Source organism: Streptomyces sp. Rer75 (genome assembly GCF_013414305.1).
Lineage (GTDB): Bacteria > Actinomycetota > Actinomycetes > Streptomycetales > Streptomycetaceae > Streptomyces > Streptomyces himastatinicus.
Window position 1 is genome coordinate 7174635 of sequence record NZ_CP058693.1, and the last position, 17263, is coordinate 7191897.

The following is a 17263-nucleotide window of genomic DNA, read 5'->3' on the forward strand; positions in this document are numbered from 1 at the left end:
GTCCTGTCACCCTCCCTTCACCGTCCGGCCGGTGTCGCGCCCGGATGCGACACGGGTGTGACCTCAGTGGCGCCGGATGCCCATGCCATACGTGCTCCGTACGGCGGACGCGGGTAATCTCGCCCCCATGGCCTCTCGTACGTCCGGCAAGGGTTCCCAGAGCACGGCGGGCACCTCGAAGAAGCGCGCCGGGCAGTCCGGAGGCGCTGTGAAGAAGGCGCCCGCGAAGAAGGCGGCGGCCAAGAAGGCGCCCGCCAAGAAGGCAGCCGCGCCCGCGAAGAAGGCGGCCCCGAAGAAGAAGGCGGCCGCCAAGGCAGCCCCTCCGCCGCCCGCGCCCTACGCGACCAGCGGTGTGTATCGCGCCGCGCGCGCCGTCTGGATGGGCCTTGCGCGCGCCGTCGCGGCGATGTTCCGTTCCATAGGGCGCGGCGCGAAGGGGCTCGACCCGGCCCATCGCAAGGACGGCAGCGCGCTGCTGTTGCTCGCGCTGGCCCTGATCGTCGCGGCCGGGACCTGGTCCAGCCTCCAGGGTCCGGTCGGCGATCTGGTCGAGATGCTCGTCACCGGCGCCTTCGGTCGCCTGGACCTGGTGGTGCCGATACTCCTGGGCGCCATCGCCGGGCGGCTGTTCCTCCACCCCGAACGCCCCGAGGCCAACGGGCGGATCGTGATCGGCCTGTCCGCGCTGGTGATCGGCGTCCTCGGGCAGGTCCACATCGCCTGCGGCGCCCCCGGGCGCGGCCAGGGCGACGCGGCGATCCAGGACGCGGGCGGGCTCATCGGCTGGGCCGTCTCCCGGCCGTTGATCTACGCGATGGGCGACGTGCTGGCCGTACCGCTGCTGGTGCTGCTCACCGTCTTCGGGCTGCTGGTCGTCACCGCGACACCGGTCGCCGCGATTCCGCAGCGACTGCGGGCGCTCGGCGTCCGGCTCGGCCTGGTGCGGGACGAGGAGGGGGCGTACGGCCACGACGGCGACGCCGCCGGGGAGTACGCCGACGAATGGCGCGAGAAGCCCGCCAGGCGGCCTCGCAGGACCTCGCTGGAGAAAGAGTCCACGGACGGCGCGAGCGACCCTGAGCAGGCCGAGGAGGAGGCGCTGCGCAAGCGCCGGCGTTCGCGTCGGCAGTCGTCCGTCCAGCCGCCGCTGGACCGCCCCATGGACGCCGTGGACGTGGCGGCCGCCGCGGCCGCCTCGCTGGACGGCGCGGTGCTGCACGGCGTCCAGCCCTCACCGCTCGTCGCCGGGCTCAGCAGCGGCATCTCGGGCGAGCACGACGACGAATCCGGCACCGGCAGCGGGTCCGTCACGCAGGACTCCGGCCACTCCGGCAAGGCCGCGCCGGGCAAAGCGGCACCGGACAAGGGCAAGAAGGGCCGGGGGGACGATTCCGCCGCGTCGGAGCGGTCCGAGGTCCCCGACCTCACCCGGCCGTACGCCGAGCCGGGCGAACCGCTGCCGCCGCGCGCCGAGCAGCTCCAGCTCTCCGGCGACATCACCTACGCACTGCCCTCGCTCGAGCTCCTGGAGCGCGGCGGCCCCGGCAAGACCCGCAGCGCCGCCAACGACGCCGTGGTGGAGTCGCTGTCGAAGGTGTTCTCGGAGTTCAAGGTGGACGCCGCGGTCACCGGCTTCACCCGCGGTCCGACGGTCACCCGCTACGAGGTGGAGCTGGGCCCGGCCGTCAAGGTCGAGCGGATCACGGCGCTGACCAAGAACATCGCGTACGCCGTCGCCAGCCCCGATGTGCGGATCATCAGCCCGATCCCGGGCAAGTCGGCGGTCGGCATCGAAATCCCCAACAGCGACCGCGAGATGGTCAACCTCGGGGACGTGCTGCGCACGGCCGACTCGATGGGCGAGACGCACCCGATGGTCGTCGGGCTCGGCAAGGACGTCGAGGGCGGCTACGTGGCGCACAACCTGGCCACGATGCCGCATGTGCTGGTGGCGGGCGCGACCGGTTCCGGTAAGTCGTCGTGCATCAACTGCCTGATCACTTCGGTGATGGTGCGCGCCACCCCGGACGACGTGCGCATGGTGCTGGTCGACCCCAAGCGCGTGGAGCTGACCGCGTACGAGGGCATTCCGCATCTGATCACACCGATCATCACCAACCCCAAGCGCGCGGCCGAGGCCCTGCAATGGGTCGTCCGCGAAATGGATCTCCGCTACGACGACCTCGCCGCGTTCGGCTTCCGCCACATCGACGACTTCAACGCGGCGGTGCGCGCCGGAAAGGTGAAGCAGCCCGAGGGCAGCGAGCGGGAGCTCAAGCCCTATCCGTATCTGCTGGTGATCGTCGACGAGCTGGCGGACCTGATGATGGTCGCGCCGCGGGACGTCGAGGACTCGATCGTGCGGATCACGCAGCTGGCCCGGGCGGCGGGCATCCACCTGGTGCTGGCCACCCAGCGGCCGTCCGTGGACGTCGTCACCGGTCTGATCAAGGCGAACGTGCCCTCGAGACTCGCCTTCGCCACCTCCTCGCTGGCCGACAGCCGGGTCATCCTGGACCAGCCCGGCGCCGAGAAGCTGATCGGCAAGGGCGACGGGCTGTTCCTGCCGATGGGCGCGAACAAGCCGGTCCGGATGCAGGGCGCGTTCGTGACCGAGGCCGAGGTGCAGGCGATCGTCGCGCACTGCAAGGAGCAGATGGCGCCGGTCTTCCGGGACGACGTCACGGTTGGGACGTCGAAGAAGAAGGAGATCGACGAGGAGATCGGCGATGATCTCGATCTGCTGTGCCAGGCCGCTGAGCTGGTGGTTTCCACGCAATTCGGGTCGACGTCGATGCTCCAGCGCAAGCTGCGGGTGGGCTTCGCCAAGGCGGGCCGGCTGATGGATCTCATGGAGTCGCGCGGGGTGGTCGGGCCGAGCGAGGGCTCCAAGGCGCGCGATGTTCTCGTCAAGCCGGATGAATTGGATGGCGTGATCGCGGTGATCCGCGGTAAGGCTCACTCGTAAGGGTATGGCGGGCAACCGTTTCCCCCAGGTCGAGGACTGACGTCCCACCTCCCAGCAGGTGGCTACACGCTCGAAAGGCGCCCCCGTGTCCATCGGCAACGATCTCGAAGACGGCAACTCCCCCGAAGAAGACCGGCCTTCCGTCGGTCGCGCCCTCCAGCAGGCCCGCATCGCCGCGGGGCTGACCGTCGACGAGGTCAGTTCCGTCACCCGGGTGCGCGTGCCCATAGTGCAGGGGATCGAGCAGGACGACTTCTCCCGCTGCGGCGGGGACGTGTACGCCCGGGGGCACATTCGTGTGCTCGCGCGCGCCGTCCGGCTCGACCCTGAGACCTTGATCAACCAATTCGACGCCGAGCGCGGCGGCCGGCCCGAGCCGACCCCGGCGGCGCCGCTGTTCGATGCCGAGCGCATCCGTCCCGAACCGCGCCGCCCGAACTGGACGGCCGCGATGGTCGCCGCGATCGTCGCCGTCGTCGGATTCGTCGGCTTCACGCTTTTCAGTGGCGGCGACAAGAACGACGGCTCCTCGGTCGCCGAGGAGACCCGCTCGGCCAAGCCGACCGCGTCCACCTCCACGAGCCCCAGCGCCAGTCCCAGCAAGTCCGGCGAGCGGAAGCCCGAGCCGTCCGAGAGCGCCATCGCGGGCGTCCCCGCGGACAAGGTCACCGTCAAGCTGACCGCGGAGGACGGACAGAGCTGGATCTCCGCCCAGGACCACAACGGGCGGCTGATGGAAGAGGGCGTGCTGCGGAAGGGCCAGTCCAAGACCTTCAGCGACAGCAAGCGCATCGACCTGGTGCTGGGCAACGCCGGGGCGATCAAGCTCTTCGTGAACGGCAAGGAAGTCAAGAACCTGAGCGACAGCGGCTCGGTTCAGCGTCTGAGCTACACCAAGGGCGATCCCGAAGCGGGCTGACCAGCCCGGCGGGCGGGGTGGGAGACCTGGCAGCGGAGGGCGGGGCTGCGACAAAGTAGTCTGAGCCCATGCCCGAACGCCGCACTGTCGCCCTTGTCACTCTTGGCTGCGCCCGTAACGAGGTGGACTCGGAGGAGCTCGCAGGCCGCTTGGCGGACGACGGTTGGGAGCTCGTCGAGCAAGCCGCCGACGCCGACGTCGCCGTCGTCAACACCTGCGGCTTCGTCGAGGCCGCCAAGAAGGACTCGGTCGACGCCCTGCTGGAGGCGAACGATCTGAAGGACCACGGCCGCACCCAGGCGGTCGTGGCCGTCGGCTGCATGGCCGAGCGGTACGGCAAGGACCTGGCCGAGGCGCTGCCCGAGGCCGACGGGGTGCTCGGATTCGACGACTACGCCGACATCTCCGGCCGGCTTCAGACCATCCTCTCCGGCGGCATCCACGCCTCCCACACCCCGCGTGACCGGCGCAAGCTGCTGCCGATCAGCCCCGCCGAGCGCCAGGACACCTCCTCCGTGGCGCTGCCCGGCCACGCCCAGGACACCCCGCCCGAGGACCTGCCCGCCGGTGTCGCCCCCGCCTCCGGTCCGCGCGCCCCGCTGCGCCGCAGACTCGGGAACAGCCCCGTCGCCTCCGTGAAGCTCGCCTCCGGGTGCGACCGGCGGTGCTCCTTCTGCGCCATCCCGTCCTTCCGCGGCTCGTTCATCTCCCGCCGTCCCTCCGATGTGCTGGGCGAGACCCGGTGGCTGGCCGAGCAGGGGGTGAAGGAGATCATGCTGGTCTCCGAGAACAACACCTCCTACGGCAAGGACCTGGGCGACATCCGGCTGCTGGAGACGCTGCTGCCCGAGCTGGCCGCGGTGGACGGGATCGAGCGGATCCGGGTCAGCTACCTCCAGCCCGCCGAGATGCGGCCCGGGCTGATCGACGTGCTGACCTCCACCGAGAAGGTCGCCCCGTACTTCGACCTGTCCTTCCAGCACTCCGCGCCCGGGGTGCTGCGCCGGATGCGCCGCTTCGGCGACACCGACCGCTTCCTGGAACTGCTGGAAACGATCAGAGGCAAGGCGCCGCAGGCAGGCGCCCGCTCGAACTTCATCGTCGGATTCCCGGGCGAGACCGAGGACGACCTGGCCGAGCTGGAGCGTTTCATCAGCGAGGCGCGGCTCGACGCGATCGGCGTCTTCGGGTACTCGGACGAGGACGGCACCGAGGCCGCGGGCTACGAGGACAAGGTCGACCCGGACGAGGTCGCCGACCGGCTGGAGCACATCTCGCGGCTCGCGGAGGAGCTGACCGCCCAGCGGGCGGACGAGCGGCTCGGCGAGACCGTCACGGTGCTGGTGGACGAGATCGACGACACCGGTGCCGTACTGGGCCGGGCCGCCCACCAGGCGCCGGAGACCGACGGGCAGACCCTGCTCCGCACCTCGGCGCGGCCCGCCGCGGGACGTATGGTCGAAGCGAAGGTGATCGCGGCGGAGGGAGTGGACCTCGTCGCGGAGCCGCTGGAACCGCTGGAGCAGGCGGACGGCGGCGCATGTACGGAGGAGGCGGACAGATGACAGGCGTCCCGGCCTCCGCCGCGGGGAGCCACCACCGGGCCGCTGCGGCCGCCCGGCCCGCCGGATTGTGGAACATCGCCAACATCCTCACCATGGCGCGCTTGGTCCTGGTGCCCGGGTTCGTTTTGTTGATGCTCCACAACGGCGGCTACGACCCGGCCTGGCGCGCCTATGCCTGGGCCGCCTTCGCCATCGCCATGATCACCGACCTGTTCGACGGGCATCTGGCCCGCCGGTACAACCTGGTCACCGACTTCGGCAAGATCGCGGACCCCATCGCGGACAAGGCGATCATGGGGGCGGCGCTGATCTGTCTTTCGGCCCTCGGCGATCTGCCGTGGTGGGTGACGGGTGTGATCATCTTCCGTGAGCTGGGGATCACCCTGATGCGGTTCTGGGTGATCCGGATCGGGGTCATCCCGGCCAGTCGCGGCGGGAAGATGAAGACCCTCGCCCAGGGCGTGGCCGTGGGGATGTACATCCTCCTGCTCACCGGGCCGCTGGCCACGCTGCGGTTCTGGGTGATGGCCGTGGCCGTCGCCCTGACCGTCCTCACCGGTCTCGACTACGTACGGCAGGCCCTGGTGCTGCGCCGGGCGGGCCGCGCGGCGGAGAGAACCGGTGCGGGGGAGGAGCCCGGGCAGGAACCGGCCCGATGAGCGGCGACGAGACGGCGGCGGCGCGAGACGGTGCCGCCGAGGCGAGCGCGGCCGAGGTCCTGGCGCTGCTGCGGCGGCGCGGGCAGACCGTGGCCGTCGCCGAGTCCCTGACCGGCGGCCTGGTGGCCGCCGAGCTGACCGCCGTGGACGGGGCCTCCCACGCCTTCCGCGGCTCGGTGACCGCGTACGCCACCGACCTCAAGCGTGAGCTGCTGGGCGTGGACGGCGCGCTGCTGGCCGAGCGCGGGGCGGTGGACGCGGAGGTCGCCCGGCAGATGGCGGGGGGCGTACGGCGCGCGCTGGGCGCCGACTGGGGCGTGGCGACCACCGGTGTGGCGGGTCCCACACCGCAGGACGGAAAGCCCGTGGGCACCGTCCACGTGGCCGTCGCCGGGCCCTCGAACAAGCCCGCGGCCGCGGCGCTGCGGCTGGAGGGGGACCGGGCCGGAATCCGCGCAGAGAGTGTCCGCGCCGCGGTCAAGCTGCTGTTCAGCGAATTGATCGCGACAGCGGGGGCACAGGATACGGAACAACACGACGAATTTTGATGTTTGCAGCCCTGAGTGAACACGACATCGCTCCCCGCACGGGCACAGCCAGAGGCGGTACGGTGGGGCGAGAAGGATCCGGATCCGAGGTCCGAGGAGGGAGCCAGCGATGATTCTGCTCCGTCGCCTGCTGGGTGACGTGCTGCGCCGGCAGCGCCAGCGCCAGGGCCGTACTCTGCGCGAGGTTTCCTCCTCCGCCCGGGTGTCGCTCGGCTATCTGTCAGAGGTCGAGCGCGGGCAGAAGGAAGCCTCGTCCGAGCTGCTGTCGGCGATCTGCGACGCCCTGGACGTACGGATGTCACAGGTCATGCGCGAGGTCAGCGACGAGCTGTCGCTCGCGGAGCTGGCGGAGTCGGCCACGGCGAGCGAGAAGGTGCCCGCACCGATGCGGCCCATGCTCAATTCGGTGTCCGTCACCTCTGTGACGGGCGTCCCGGACGAGCGGGTGACCATCAAGCCGCCCAAGGAGGCTGTGGACGTCGTGGCGGCCTGACGGCCCCCACGTCAGCGCGGAAGCTCTTCGAGCCCCGGCCGGTAGCGATACCGGCCGGGGCTCGATGTTTGACCGGCGCCTTTCCGGTCACCTGACTGGTGAGAGGTAATCAAGGGGGGCCAAACGGTCGAACAGGAGGAAGTGGATGTCTGTGGTCAAGAGCCCGCTCGCCGAGGAGAACCTCAAGGTCGTCAGCGACGCTCTGCAAGGCGCCCTCGTCGACCTCGTCGACCTCGCCCTGGTGGGCAAGCAGATCCACTGGACGGTCATCGGACCGCGTTTCCGCACGGTTCACTTCCAGCTCGACGATGTGGTGTCGACGGCCAGGACGCACGCCGACACGGTCGCGGAGCGCGCCTCGGCACTCGGGATAGCGCCGGACGGACGGGCCGAGACGGTGGCCAAGCAGAGCGTCATCGGCAACGTCAAGGAGGGCTGGACCCAGGACACGGACGCCGTGAGGACGCTCGTGGACGCACTCGGATCCGTGATCTCGCGCATGCGCGAGCGCATCGCCGCGACGGACGAGCCGGATCCGGTGACCCAGGACATTCTCATCGGGCTCACCCGGGACCTGGAGAAGCACCACTGGATGTTCCAGGCGGAGAACGTCAACGGACACTGAGCGACGAGACAGGCAAGGGCGGTACTTCCGCTCGCACCCTGTGTGGTCATCGCCGGGGCACGGCCCCCCGGCCCCGGCGATGGCCGCACAGTCTGCGAGCTGACGGACGTCGGCTCATGGGCCCGCCACGGGTGTGCCCCGCTCTGGGTGCGCCCCGCGGTGCGGCTGGGCACACTGAGGGAGCGCGGGGGTCCGACACGCGCTGACGGGCCTCCTGTGCGCCCTCCCGCCGCGTGCGAACAGACGTCTAGCGTCGCCCGCTAGCGTCGCCCGAAGGAGGCAGCATGGCAGCCGTGGGAGGGGCCGGCACCCTGCGCCGAAGGCCGGTTCGATGGGTGATCGCGCTCGTTCTCGGCGGTCTGTGGTGGTGGTCCGTGCTCCGGCTGGCGGTGCAGCCGACCGGGACCGGACCGGTCGAGGGAGCGTTCGCCGTCGGCGGGTGGGGGCTGAGCCTGCTACCCGTGCACTGCGGTCCCTCGCCCCGGCGCGGAGGCGTGCGCGAGCGGCTCACCAGGGCATCGCGACTCCGCCATTCGGGCGCAGAATCTGGCCGGTCGTGAACGCGGAGGCGTCCGACGCCAGGTGCAGCACCGCATGGGCGACGTCCTCCGGCTCGCCCACCCGACCCAGCGGGGCGTGGCGGACCATGGGCGCCTCGGCGCGCCGCTGCTCCTCAGCGGTGCCGCGCCGCGTCATGGGCGTACGGACCCAGCCGGGGGCGACCGCGTTGACGCGGACGCCGTGCGGTCCCACCTCGGCGGCGAGGGTCCGGGTCAGCTGGACCACGGCGGCCTTGGCGACGCCGTAGCACAGCAGCCCGGGGGTGCCGGAGTCGATCGCGCCGGATGCCATGGTGACGATGGACCCGCCGGCACCGTGGTCGATCATGGCGCGGGCCGCCTCCTGGCAGCCGTACAGCACGCCCTTGAAGTTGACCGCCAGCACCCGGTCCAGATCGTCCTCCGCGGTCTCCAGGACCGTGCTGCGGTGCATGATCCCGGCGATGGCCGCCATCACGGCGAGATGGCCCCCGGCGCGGACGGCCGCCGTGGCGGCGGCGGAGACGACGGCCGCGACCTGGGCGCGGTCGGTGACGTCGAGGGGGTGGGCGTGGGCGCTGCCGCCGTCGGAGGTGATGCGCTCCACGGTGCGCCGGGCGCCCTGCTCGTCCAGATCGGCGCAGTGCACGACCGCCCCGGCCGCCGCCAGCAGGACGGCGGTGGCGCGGCCGATGCCGCTCGCGGCGCCGGTGACCAGTGCGGTGCGGCCCGTGAGGTCGTACGCCGTGACGGTCATGGGCCGACCGTACGACCGGATCTGACGGCCCGTCAATTACCGTGACGGGTCCGGGACGGGCGGCTCCGGCTGGCACACCGGGCACCAGAAGGTCGTACGCTCCTGACCCGCGCGGCCCTGGTCCGCCGCGCGCACCGGCGTACCGCAGCGCAGACAGGGGCGCCCGGCGCGGCCGTACACCCACAGCCGGCGGTCGGGGCGCGCGTGCGCCGTGGTGACCCGGGCCCGGCGCGTCCGGTTGGCCTCCAGGAGCCGCTTGGCGAGGTCCACCAGGCGCTCGGGGGAGGGCACGCGGCCGATCGGCAGCCAGGGCGGGATCCGCAGCACGAAGCACAGCTCGCACTTGTACACATTGCCGATCCCGGCCAGGTTGCGCTGGTCCAGCAGCGCCTCGCCCACCGGGCGGCACGGGTCGGCGAGCAGCCGCCCCAGCGCCTCGTCCGGATCCCAGTCCGGGCCGAGGAGATCGGGCCCGAGGTGGCCCACCGCACGGTCCTCGTCCGCGGTGCGCAGCAGCTCCAGGACCGGGAGGCGGTAGCCGACGGCGGTGCGCTCGGCCGTGGCCAGGACGGCACGGATCTGGTGGTGCGGACCGCCGCGCCAGCGCTCGCCGTGGCCGTACACCAGCCACGCGCCGTCCATCCGCAGATGGGAGTGGAGGGTCAGCCCGCCCTCCACCCGGGTGAGCAGGTGCTTGCCGCGCGCGACCACCTCGAGGACCCGGCGGCCGGTGAGGTCGACGGTCGCCAGCCGGGGCACCCGCAGATCACAGCCGGTGAGCGGCGGGCCCGCCAGGGCGTCGTCCAGGAGCCGGGCCGTCTGCCAGACGGTGTCTCCCTCGGGCATCTCGCCCCCTCAGGGACGCAGCCGCAGGCCGCGCGGGGTCGCGTGGAAGCCCGCGGCCTCCAGGACGCGGCCGATCGGCGAGGACAGCGCCGCGGCGCCGTTGACCCGCTCGACGGTCACCGAGCCGAGGGCGCCCGCGCGGGCGGACTGGGCCAGGGCCTCCACCGCGGTACGCAGCCGGGCGTCGTCCTCCGGGGACGCCGCCTCGGCCTCGCCCGCGGGCCAGGCGAGCAGGGTCTTGCCGCCGCGCTCCATGTAGAGGGTCAGCTCCCCGTCGACCAGCGCCACCAGCGCGCCCGCCTTGCGGCCCGGCCGGTGGTTCGCGTCCTTGGGCGGATCGGGCCAGGGGAGGGCCGCGCCGTACGCGTTGGCGGGGTCGGCGGCGGCGAGGACGGTGGTGCGCGCGGACGACTGCCCCGGCGGACCGCCGGGACGGCCCGGGCCGCCGTAACTGCCTTGGGCGCCGAAGGCCGCGCCCGCCGCCCGGTCGCGCGCCGTGCTGACCGCGCGCAGCCGGTCGACCGCCCCGTCCATCGCGAACTGCGCGGCACCCAGCCCCTCCACCACATAGCCGCGGCGCGCCTGGCCGGTCTCCTCGAAGGCGGACAGCACCCGGTACGCGGCGGAGAAGCCGCCCTCGACCCCCTCGGCGGCGACCGCCCCGCGGGTGACCACCCCGTGCCGGTCCAGCAGGGTGCGCGCCAGGGCGTGCGCCCGGTGGGTGGGCTCGGGCTCGCGCTCGGGCAGCAGCGACCAGCGCCCGGCGACGGTCGGCGGCCCGCTGCGCGAGGCGGTGGGGCGGCCGGTGCGCCCCGTCAGCGTGCCGTACCGGCCCCGGGGGACCGTGCGCTTGGCGCGGTGAGCGGTGGCGCCCGCGGTGCGGCCCGAGCCCAGCAGGGAGCGCAGCGGGGCCAGGGTGTCGCCGGTGAGCCGACCGGACCAGGCCAGGTCCCATATCGCCTCGGCGAGCTGGGCGTCCTGGAACTCGTGACCGGCGGCCCGGACCTGATCGGCGATCTGCCGGAAGAACAGCCCGAAGCCCCCGGCCAGCGCGTCCAGCACGGCCTGGTGGAGCGGCCCCGCCTCGAAGGGGTGCGGGGTGTGCAGGAGCAGCGGCGCGGTCTCGGCGAGATGGAGGCTGACCCAGCCGTCCTTGCCGGGCAGCGCGCCCGCCCCGGCCCAGACGACCTCACCGGCGGCGGTCAGCTCGTCCAGCATCGTCGGGCTGTAGTCGCCGACCCGGGAGGGCAGGACCAGCTTCTCCAGGGCCGACGCCGGGACGGGTGCGCCCTGGAGCTGCTCGATGGCGCGCACCAGCCCGTCGATGCCCCGCAGGCTGTGGGTGCCCAGATGCTGCCACTGGGGGAGGAAGGCGGCGAGCGCCGAGGGCGGTACGGGCTCCAGCTCCTGGCGCAGCGCGGCCAGCGAGCGCCGTCGCAGGCGGCGCAGCACGGTGGCGTCGCACCACTCGTGCGCCGTGCCCGCCGGATGGAATTCGCCCTGGACGACGCGGCCGCTCGCGGCCAGGCGCTGGAGGGCGCTGTCGGTGACGGCAGTACCCAGGCCCAGCCGGGTGGCCGCCTCGGCGGAGGTGAACGGGCCGTGGGTGCGGGCATAGCGCGCCAGCAGATCGCCGAGCGGGTCGCCCACGGGCTCGGTGAACGCCTCGGGGACGCCCACCGGCAGGGCCGTGCCCAGTGCGTCACGCAGCCGCCCCGCGTCCTCGACGGCCGCCCAGTGCTCCTCGCCCGCGATGCGGACCCGGATCGCGCGCCGAGTCCGCTCCAGCTCCTCCGCCCACGCCGGGTCGGCGCCGCGCCCGGCCAGCTCGGCGCCGGTGAGCGGGCCGAGCAGCCGCAGCAGATCGGCGACGCCCTCGGCGTCCTTGACCCGGCGGTCCTCGGTGAGCCACTGCAACTCGCGCTCAAGCTCGTCCAGGACGTCGGCGTCCAGCAGCTCGCGCAGCTCGGCCTGGCCCAGCAGCTCGGCCAGCAGCCGCGAGTCGAGGGAGAGGGCCGCGGCGCGCCGCTCGGCCAGCGGCGAGTCGCCCTCGTACAGGAACTGCGCCACGTAGCCGAAGAGCAGCGAGCGGGCGAAGGGGGACGGCTCCGGGGTGGTCACCTCCACCAGCCGCACCCGCCGGGCCTCTATGTCGCCCATCAGCTCGGTGAGGCCGGGCACGTCGAACACGTCCTGAAGGCATTCGCGGACGGCTTCCAGCACGATGGGGAACGAACCGAACTCGCTCGCCACCTGGAGGAGCTGGGCGGCACGCTGGCGCTGCTGCCACAGCGGGGTGCGCTTGCCGGGATCGCGGCGGGGCAACAGCAGGGCGCGGGCGGCGCATTCGCGGAACCGGGAGGCGAACAGGGCCGAACTGCCGACCTGGTCGGTGACGATCTGGGACACCTCGCCCCGGTCGAAGGCGACATCGGCCGCGCCGATGGGGGACTGCTCGCCGTCGTACTCGGTGCCCTGCCGCATCGGATCGGTGTCGAGCAGGTCCAGGCCCATGAGGTCCGCGTCGGGCAGCCGCAGCACGATGCCGTCGTCCGCGTGCATCACCTGGGCGTCCATGCCGTACCGCTCGGACAGCCGCGCCGCGAGCGCGAGCGCCCAGGGGGCGTGGACCTGCGCGCCGAAGGGGGAGTGGACCACCACGCGCCAGTCGCCCAGCTCGTCACGGAAGCGCTCCACCACGATCGTCCGGTCGTCCGGCACATGGCCGCAGGACTGGCGCTGTTCGCCCAGGTACGCGATCACGTTGTCGGCGGCCCAGGCGTCGAGCCCGGCGGCCAGCAGACGCTCCCGGGCCTTCTCCGGGACGAGGGCGCCGACCTCCCGCAGGAACGCGCCCAGCGCCCGGCCCAGTTCGAGCGGGCGGCCGAGCTGGTCGCCCTTCCAGAAGGGGAGCCGGCCGGGGACGCCGGGAGCGGGGGAGACCAGGACGCGGTCACGGGTGATGTCCTCGATCCGCCAGGACGTGGTGCCCAGGGTGAACACATCGCCCACCCGCGACTCGTACACCATCTCCTCGTCCAGCTCCCCGACCCGGCCGCCGCCCTTCTTCGGGTCCGCGCCCGCCAGGAAGACGCCGAACAGCCCGCGGTCGGGGATGGTGCCGCCGGAGGTCACCGCGAGCCGCTGCGCCCCCGGCCGCCCCGCGACCGTCCCTGCGACCCGGTCCCACACCAGGCGCGGCCGCAGCTCGGCGAAGGCGTCGGAGGGATAGCGGCCCGCGAGCATGTCGAGGACCGAGGTGTACGCCGACTCCGGGAGCGAGGCGAACGGTGCGGCGCGGCGGACCAGGGCCAGCAGCTCCTCCACATCCCAGCTGTCCATGGCCGTTATGGCGATGAGCTGCTGGGCGAGCACGTCCAGCGGGTTCGCGGGCACCCGCAGCGACTCGATGGCCCCCTCCCGCATCCGCTCGGTGACCACCGCCGCCTGCACCAGGTCGCCGCGGTACTTGGGGAACACCACACCCGTGGAGACCGCGCCCACCTGGTGCCCGGCCCGGCCCACCCGCTGGAGCCCGGACGCCACCGAGGGCGGCGACTCGACCTGGACGACCAGGTCCACCGCGCCCATGTCGATGCCCAGCTCCAGACTGGAGGTGGCGACGACGGCGGGCAGCCGACCCGCCTTCAAGTCCTCCTCGACCACGGCTCGCTGCTCCTTGGACACCGAGCCGTGGTGCGCGCGGGCGAGCAGCGCGGGCGCACCACGGGCCGCACCGGCCTCGGCCATCAGCTCGGCGGGGGAGTGGTCCTCGGGCAGTGCCTCACCGGTGGCCCGCTCGTAGGCGATCTCGTTGAGCCGGTTGCACAGCCGCTCGGCCAGGCGGCGGGAGTTGGCGAAGACGATCGTGGACCGGTGCGCCTGGACGAGATCGGCGATCCGCTCCTCCACATGCGGCCAGATCGACGGCTTCTCGCCCGGCTGCCCGTCCTGGGCCGGGGAGCCGCCCAGCTCTCCCAGGTCCTCGACGGGGACGACCACCGACAGGTCGAACTCCTTGCCCGAGGGCGGCTGGACGATCTCCACCGCGCGCCGCGGCGACAGGAAACGCGCCACCTCGTCCACCGGGCGCACCGTCGCCGACAGACCGATCCGCCGGGCGGGCCGGTCCAGCAGCTCGTCCAGCCGCTCCAGGGACAGCGCGAGATGCGCGCCGCGCTTCGTCCCCGCGACGGCGTGCACCTCGTCCAGAATCACCGTCTCCACCCCGCGCAGCGCCTCCCGGGTGGCGGAGGTGAGCATCAGGAACAGCGACTCGGGCGTGGTGATCAGGATGTCCGGCGGGCGGGTGGCCAGGGCGCGGCGCTCGGCGGCCGGGGTGTCGCCGGAGCGGATGCCCACCCGGATCTCCGGCTCGGGCAGGCCGAGCCGCACCGACTCGTGCCGGATGCCGGTGAGCGGGCTGCGCAGATTGCGCTCCACATCCACCGCCAGCGCCTTCAGCGGCGACACGTACAGCACCCGGCAGCGCTTGCGGGGCTCGGCGGGCGGCGGCTCGGCGGCCAGCCGGTCCAGCGCCGCCAGGAACGCCGCCAGCGTCTTGCCGGAGCCGGTCGGGGCGACCACCAGCACGTCCGAGCCCTCGCCGATCGCCCGCCACGCCCCCTCCTGCGCGGCCGTGGGCGCGGTGAAGGCGCCCGTGAACCACCCTCGGGTGGCCGGGGAGAATGCGTGCAGCGCCGACCGTGCCATGCCCCCCATCGTGCACCGCCCCACCGACAACGGGCCGTCTCCGCAGGTCAGCGCCGTACTCCCTCAGACCGCCCGCCCGTAGGCGCGCAGCGTGAGCAGCGCCTCCACGGTCACCACCGGCCGCCACTCCAGCGCCGCCCCCGGGGTCCAGGCACGCCGCCGGGCCGGCCAGCCGCCGTCCTCGCGCTGCGCGGCCGCCAGGAAGTCCAGCGCGCGCTCCACCTCGGCGTCGGTGAACCAGCGGCGGGCCAGCGAGCCGGGCGCACGGGCGACGTCGTACACGAAGCTGTGCTCACCGGGGCCGTGGCCGGGCGGCAGCGGGCCGTCCTCGGCGCGCTCGGGGTCCAGCACCACCAGCCGCCGCTCCCGCACCCGGCGGCCCAGCCGCTCCGCCACCTCCTCGGCGCGCGCCCGGTCCGGTGCGCCGTCCAGGAAGGCGACGGCCGCCGCCACCTCGTACGGACGCGCCGGGGCGCCCTCTTCCAGCGCCGTCACCGCCGCCCAGCAGAAGTCGGTGGCCCGGAACAGCCAGGCGTGCCACACCTCGTTGCGGTGCAGCAGCCCCACCACCGGCCCGGTGGTCAGCAGATCGCCGCGCGGATGGTCCGACGGCCGGATCCAGGGGGCGGCCGGGTAGTCGCGGAGCGACGGGTGGCATGCGGGCAGCGCGCCGTCCCGGGTGGAGATCGCGGTCAGATAGCGGCACAGCCGCTCCACCCGCTGCCCGCCGCAGCGGCCGATCCCGTCGAGCACCCGCAGGGCGTGCGCGACGTGCTGCGGCTGGCTCACCGGGCCGCGCAGATCCGGCTCCAGGGCGTGGCCGTAGCCCCCGTCGGCGCCCAGGTACGCGGCGAGCGCGGTCTCGACCGGCTCGGCGTCGGCGTCCTGGAAGTGATACGCGAACCGGCGCTGCTCGAGCACGCGTGCGGTCAGCCATACGAACCGCGCGGCGCGCGCGAGCGGCGAGGCGGGCGCGGGCGGCGCGGACGGGGAGGAGGGGACTGCTGCGGATCGATCCATGGGACAGACCGTAGGGCGGGAAACGCCTGCGGAAGGGGGCTCACGCCCCGGTGCACCCCGGGAGCGCGATACTGGTCGCATGCGGTTGACGGTCTTCTGGCAGCGGATGGCGGATCACTTCGGTGAGGCGTACGCCGACTCCTTCGCGCGCGATCATGTGATGTCCCAGCTCGGCGGCCGGACCGTCCACCAGGCGCTCGCCGCGGGGTGGGAGGCCAAGGACGTCTGGCGCGGGGTGTGCACCGCGATGGAGATCCCTCCCGAGAAGCGCTGACGAGCACCGGGCGGGGGCCGGGACGTGTGAGAGGGAGCGCACTCCCGGGGTGGCCGGATTTTCCGGACGGGTGTACGCCACACTTGCCGGGTGGCCCCGACCGAAGAGACCCTCTCCCCCGACGCCGACGGCGTCCCGACCTCCGCACAGGCCCCTGAGGACGCACCGGCCCCCAAGGACGCGCCGGCGCAGTCCGCGCGCATGCCGCGCTGGCTGCCCCGCGCCATGGTGCTCGCCCTTGCCCTGGTGGCCTGTTACCGGCTTGCCACCTGGGCCTTCGATCAGCTGACCGGGCTGCTGCTGAACGTCCTGATCGCGTTCTTCCTGGCACTCGCGATCGAACCGGCCGTGGACCGCATGGCCGCGCGCGGCGTCCGCCGGGGCCTGGCCACCGGAATTGTCTTCATCGGCATCCTCATCACCGCCGCGGGCTTCTTCACCCTGCTCGGCTCGATGCTGGCCGACCAGATCATGACCATGGTCGAGGACTTCCCGAAGTACCTCGATCAGGTGGTCAGCTGGATCAACGACACGTTCCACACCCGGCTGTCGCGGCTGGAGATCCAGGACAGCCTGCTCCACTCCGACTGGCTACAGAGCTATGTGAAGAACAGCGCCGACAATGTGCTGGACGTCTCCGCGCAGGTGCTCGGCGGGCTGTTCAGGCTCCTCACGGTGACGCTGTTCGCCTTCTACTTCGCCGCCGACGGCCCCCGGCTGCGCCGCGCGCTGTGCTCCGTCCTGCCGCCGAACCGGCAGACCGAGGTGCTGCGGGCCTGGGAGATCGCGGTCGCCAAGACCGGCGGCTACATCTACTCGCGCGGGCTGATGGCGCTGATCTCCGGTGTCGCGCACTACATCCTGCTGGAGAGCCTGGGCGTGCCCTACGCCCCGGCGCTGGCCGTCTGGGTGGGGCTGATCTCGCAGTTCATCCCGACCATCGGCACCTATCTGGCGGGCGCCCTGCCGATGCTGATCGCCTTCACGGTCAACCCCTGGTACGCGATCTGGGTGCTGGTCTTCGTCGTGGTCTACCAGCAGTTCGAGAACTACCTGCTCCAGCCGAGGATCACGTCGCGGACCGTGGACATCCACCCCGCCGTCTCCTTCGGATCGGTGATCGCGGGCACGGCGCTGCTGGGCGCGGTGGGGGCGCTGATCGCGATTCCGGCGACCGCGACGCTCCAGGCGTTCCTCGGCGCGTACATCAAGCGCTACGACGTGACGGACGATCCGCGGATGCACGGGCGCACGCGGCGGCGCGGTGCCTCCGCGCTGGCGCGCATGCGACACGCGCTGTCCCGGCGCAGTTGACACAAAATTCGAACATCCATTCT

The 17263-nt window shown here is 72.9% G+C and carries 13 protein-coding genes; 9 read left to right on the forward strand and 4 right to left on the reverse strand.

The features are described 5' to 3' along the window. Window positions 1-127: 127 nt before the first annotated feature. The 7 genes from HYQ63_RS30905 (at window position 128) to HYQ63_RS30935 (ending at window position 7777) form a co-directional block, all read left to right on the forward strand. Window positions 128-2968 carry a DNA translocase FtsK gene (locus HYQ63_RS30905; protein WP_179937095.1) on the forward strand — a complete coding sequence of 947 codons (2841 nt, stop codon included), beginning with the start codon at window positions 128-130 and terminating at the stop codon, window positions 2966-2968. A gap of 85 nt (window positions 2969-3053) precedes the next feature. Beyond that, the gene (locus HYQ63_RS30910) at window positions 3054-3887 is read left to right on the forward strand and encodes a helix-turn-helix domain-containing protein (RefSeq protein WP_179937096.1); all 834 of its coding nucleotides are present in this window, start codon (window positions 3054-3056) and stop codon (window positions 3885-3887) included. A gap of 68 nt (window positions 3888-3955) precedes the next feature. After that, window positions 3956-5452 (forward strand): 30S ribosomal protein S12 methylthiotransferase RimO, encoded by a 1497-nt coding sequence (rimO, locus tag HYQ63_RS30915; protein WP_179937097.1) that lies wholly within the window; start codon window positions 3956-3958, stop codon window positions 5450-5452. Beyond that, window positions 5449-6111, forward strand: coding sequence for a CDP-diacylglycerol--glycerol-3-phosphate 3-phosphatidyltransferase (pgsA, locus tag HYQ63_RS30920; protein ID WP_179937098.1), 663 nt, complete (start codon window positions 5449-5451; stop codon window positions 6109-6111). Before rimO ends, pgsA begins: the two co-directional genes overlap by 4 nt. Further along, window positions 6108-6659 carry a CinA family protein gene (locus HYQ63_RS30925; protein ID WP_179937099.1) on the forward strand — a complete coding sequence of 184 codons (552 nt, stop codon included), beginning with the start codon at window positions 6108-6110 and terminating at the stop codon, window positions 6657-6659. Before pgsA ends, HYQ63_RS30925 begins: the two co-directional genes overlap by 4 nt. 109 nt (window positions 6660-6768) lie before the next feature. Next, window positions 6769-7152: a helix-turn-helix domain-containing protein gene (locus HYQ63_RS30930; protein WP_123107066.1), complete on the forward strand. Its 384-nt coding sequence runs from the start codon at window positions 6769-6771 to the stop codon at window positions 7150-7152. Between the two features lie 145 nt (window positions 7153-7297). Next, window positions 7298-7777, forward strand: a complete 480-nt coding sequence (locus HYQ63_RS30935) for a Dps family protein (protein WP_179937100.1) — start codon at window positions 7298-7300, stop codon at window positions 7775-7777. Window positions 7778-8284: 507 nt separating this feature from the next. On the opposite strand, the gene HYQ63_RS30940 is transcribed toward HYQ63_RS30935, so the two are convergent. The 4 genes from HYQ63_RS30940 to HYQ63_RS30955 all read right to left on the reverse strand — a co-directional run bounded on the left by HYQ63_RS30940 (window position 8285) and on the right by HYQ63_RS30955 (window position 15652). Further along, window positions 8285-9073 carry an SDR family NAD(P)-dependent oxidoreductase gene (locus tag HYQ63_RS30940; RefSeq protein ID WP_179937101.1) on the reverse strand — a complete coding sequence of 263 codons (789 nt, stop codon included), beginning with the start codon at window positions 9071-9073 and terminating at the stop codon, window positions 8285-8287. A gap of 36 nt (window positions 9074-9109) precedes the next feature. Then, window positions 9110-9919, reverse strand: coding sequence for an Fpg/Nei family DNA glycosylase (locus HYQ63_RS30945; protein ID WP_179937102.1), 810 nt, complete (start codon window positions 9917-9919; stop codon window positions 9110-9112). A gap of 9 nt (window positions 9920-9928) precedes the next feature. After that, window positions 9929-14632, reverse strand: a complete 4704-nt coding sequence (locus HYQ63_RS30950) for an ATP-dependent helicase (protein WP_179937103.1) — start codon at window positions 14630-14632, stop codon at window positions 9929-9931. A 63-nt stretch (window positions 14633-14695) separates the two neighbouring features. Continuing rightward, the gene (locus HYQ63_RS30955; RefSeq protein WP_179937104.1) at window positions 14696-15652 is read right to left on the reverse strand and encodes a hypothetical protein; all 957 of its coding nucleotides are present in this window, start codon (window positions 15650-15652) and stop codon (window positions 14696-14698) included. A 79-nt stretch (window positions 15653-15731) separates the two neighbouring features. On the opposite strand from HYQ63_RS30955, the gene HYQ63_RS30960 reads away from it, so the two are divergent. Further along, window positions 15732-15926 carry a DUF3046 domain-containing protein gene (locus HYQ63_RS30960; RefSeq protein WP_123107059.1) on the forward strand — a complete coding sequence of 65 codons (195 nt, stop codon included), beginning with the start codon at window positions 15732-15734 and terminating at the stop codon, window positions 15924-15926. Between the two features lie 90 nt (window positions 15927-16016). Then, complete coding sequence (locus HYQ63_RS30965) at window positions 16017-17240, forward strand: AI-2E family transporter (protein WP_179937105.1); 1224 nt, start codon at window positions 16017-16019, stop codon at window positions 17238-17240. The last annotated feature ends 23 nt before the right edge of the window (window positions 17241-17263 follow it).

Excerpts from the sequence above, each read along its gene's own strand:
- HYQ63_RS30905 (WP_179937095.1), top strand. The coding sequence starts at position 128 with ATGGCCTCTCGTACGTCCGGCAAGGGTTCCCAGAGCACGGCGGGCACC.
- rimO (WP_179937097.1), top strand. The coding sequence starts at position 3,956 with ATGCCCGAACGCCGCACTGTCGCCCTTGTCACTCTTGGCTGCGCCCGT.
- pgsA (WP_179937098.1), top strand. The coding sequence starts at position 5,449 with ATGACAGGCGTCCCGGCCTCCGCCGCGGGGAGCCACCACCGGGCCGCT.
- HYQ63_RS30925 (WP_179937099.1), top strand. The coding sequence starts at position 6,108 with ATGAGCGGCGACGAGACGGCGGCGGCGCGAGACGGTGCCGCCGAGGCG.
- HYQ63_RS30930 (WP_123107066.1), top strand. The coding sequence starts at position 6,769 with ATGATTCTGCTCCGTCGCCTGCTGGGTGACGTGCTGCGCCGGCAGCGC.
- HYQ63_RS30935 (WP_179937100.1), top strand. The coding sequence starts at position 7,298 with ATGTCTGTGGTCAAGAGCCCGCTCGCCGAGGAGAACCTCAAGGTCGTC.
- HYQ63_RS30940 (WP_179937101.1), bottom strand. The coding sequence starts at position 9,073 with ATGACCGTCACGGCGTACGACCTCACGGGCCGCACCGCACTGGTCACC.
- HYQ63_RS30945 (WP_179937102.1), bottom strand. The coding sequence starts at position 9,919 with ATGCCCGAGGGAGACACCGTCTGGCAGACGGCCCGGCTCCTGGACGAC.
- HYQ63_RS30950 (WP_179937103.1), bottom strand. The coding sequence starts at position 14,632 with ATGGCACGGTCGGCGCTGCACGCATTCTCCCCGGCCACCCGAGGGTGG.
- HYQ63_RS30955 (WP_179937104.1), bottom strand. The coding sequence starts at position 15,652 with ATGGATCGATCCGCAGCAGTCCCCTCCTCCCCGTCCGCGCCGCCCGCG.
- HYQ63_RS30960 (WP_123107059.1), top strand. The coding sequence starts at position 15,732 with ATGCGGTTGACGGTCTTCTGGCAGCGGATGGCGGATCACTTCGGTGAG.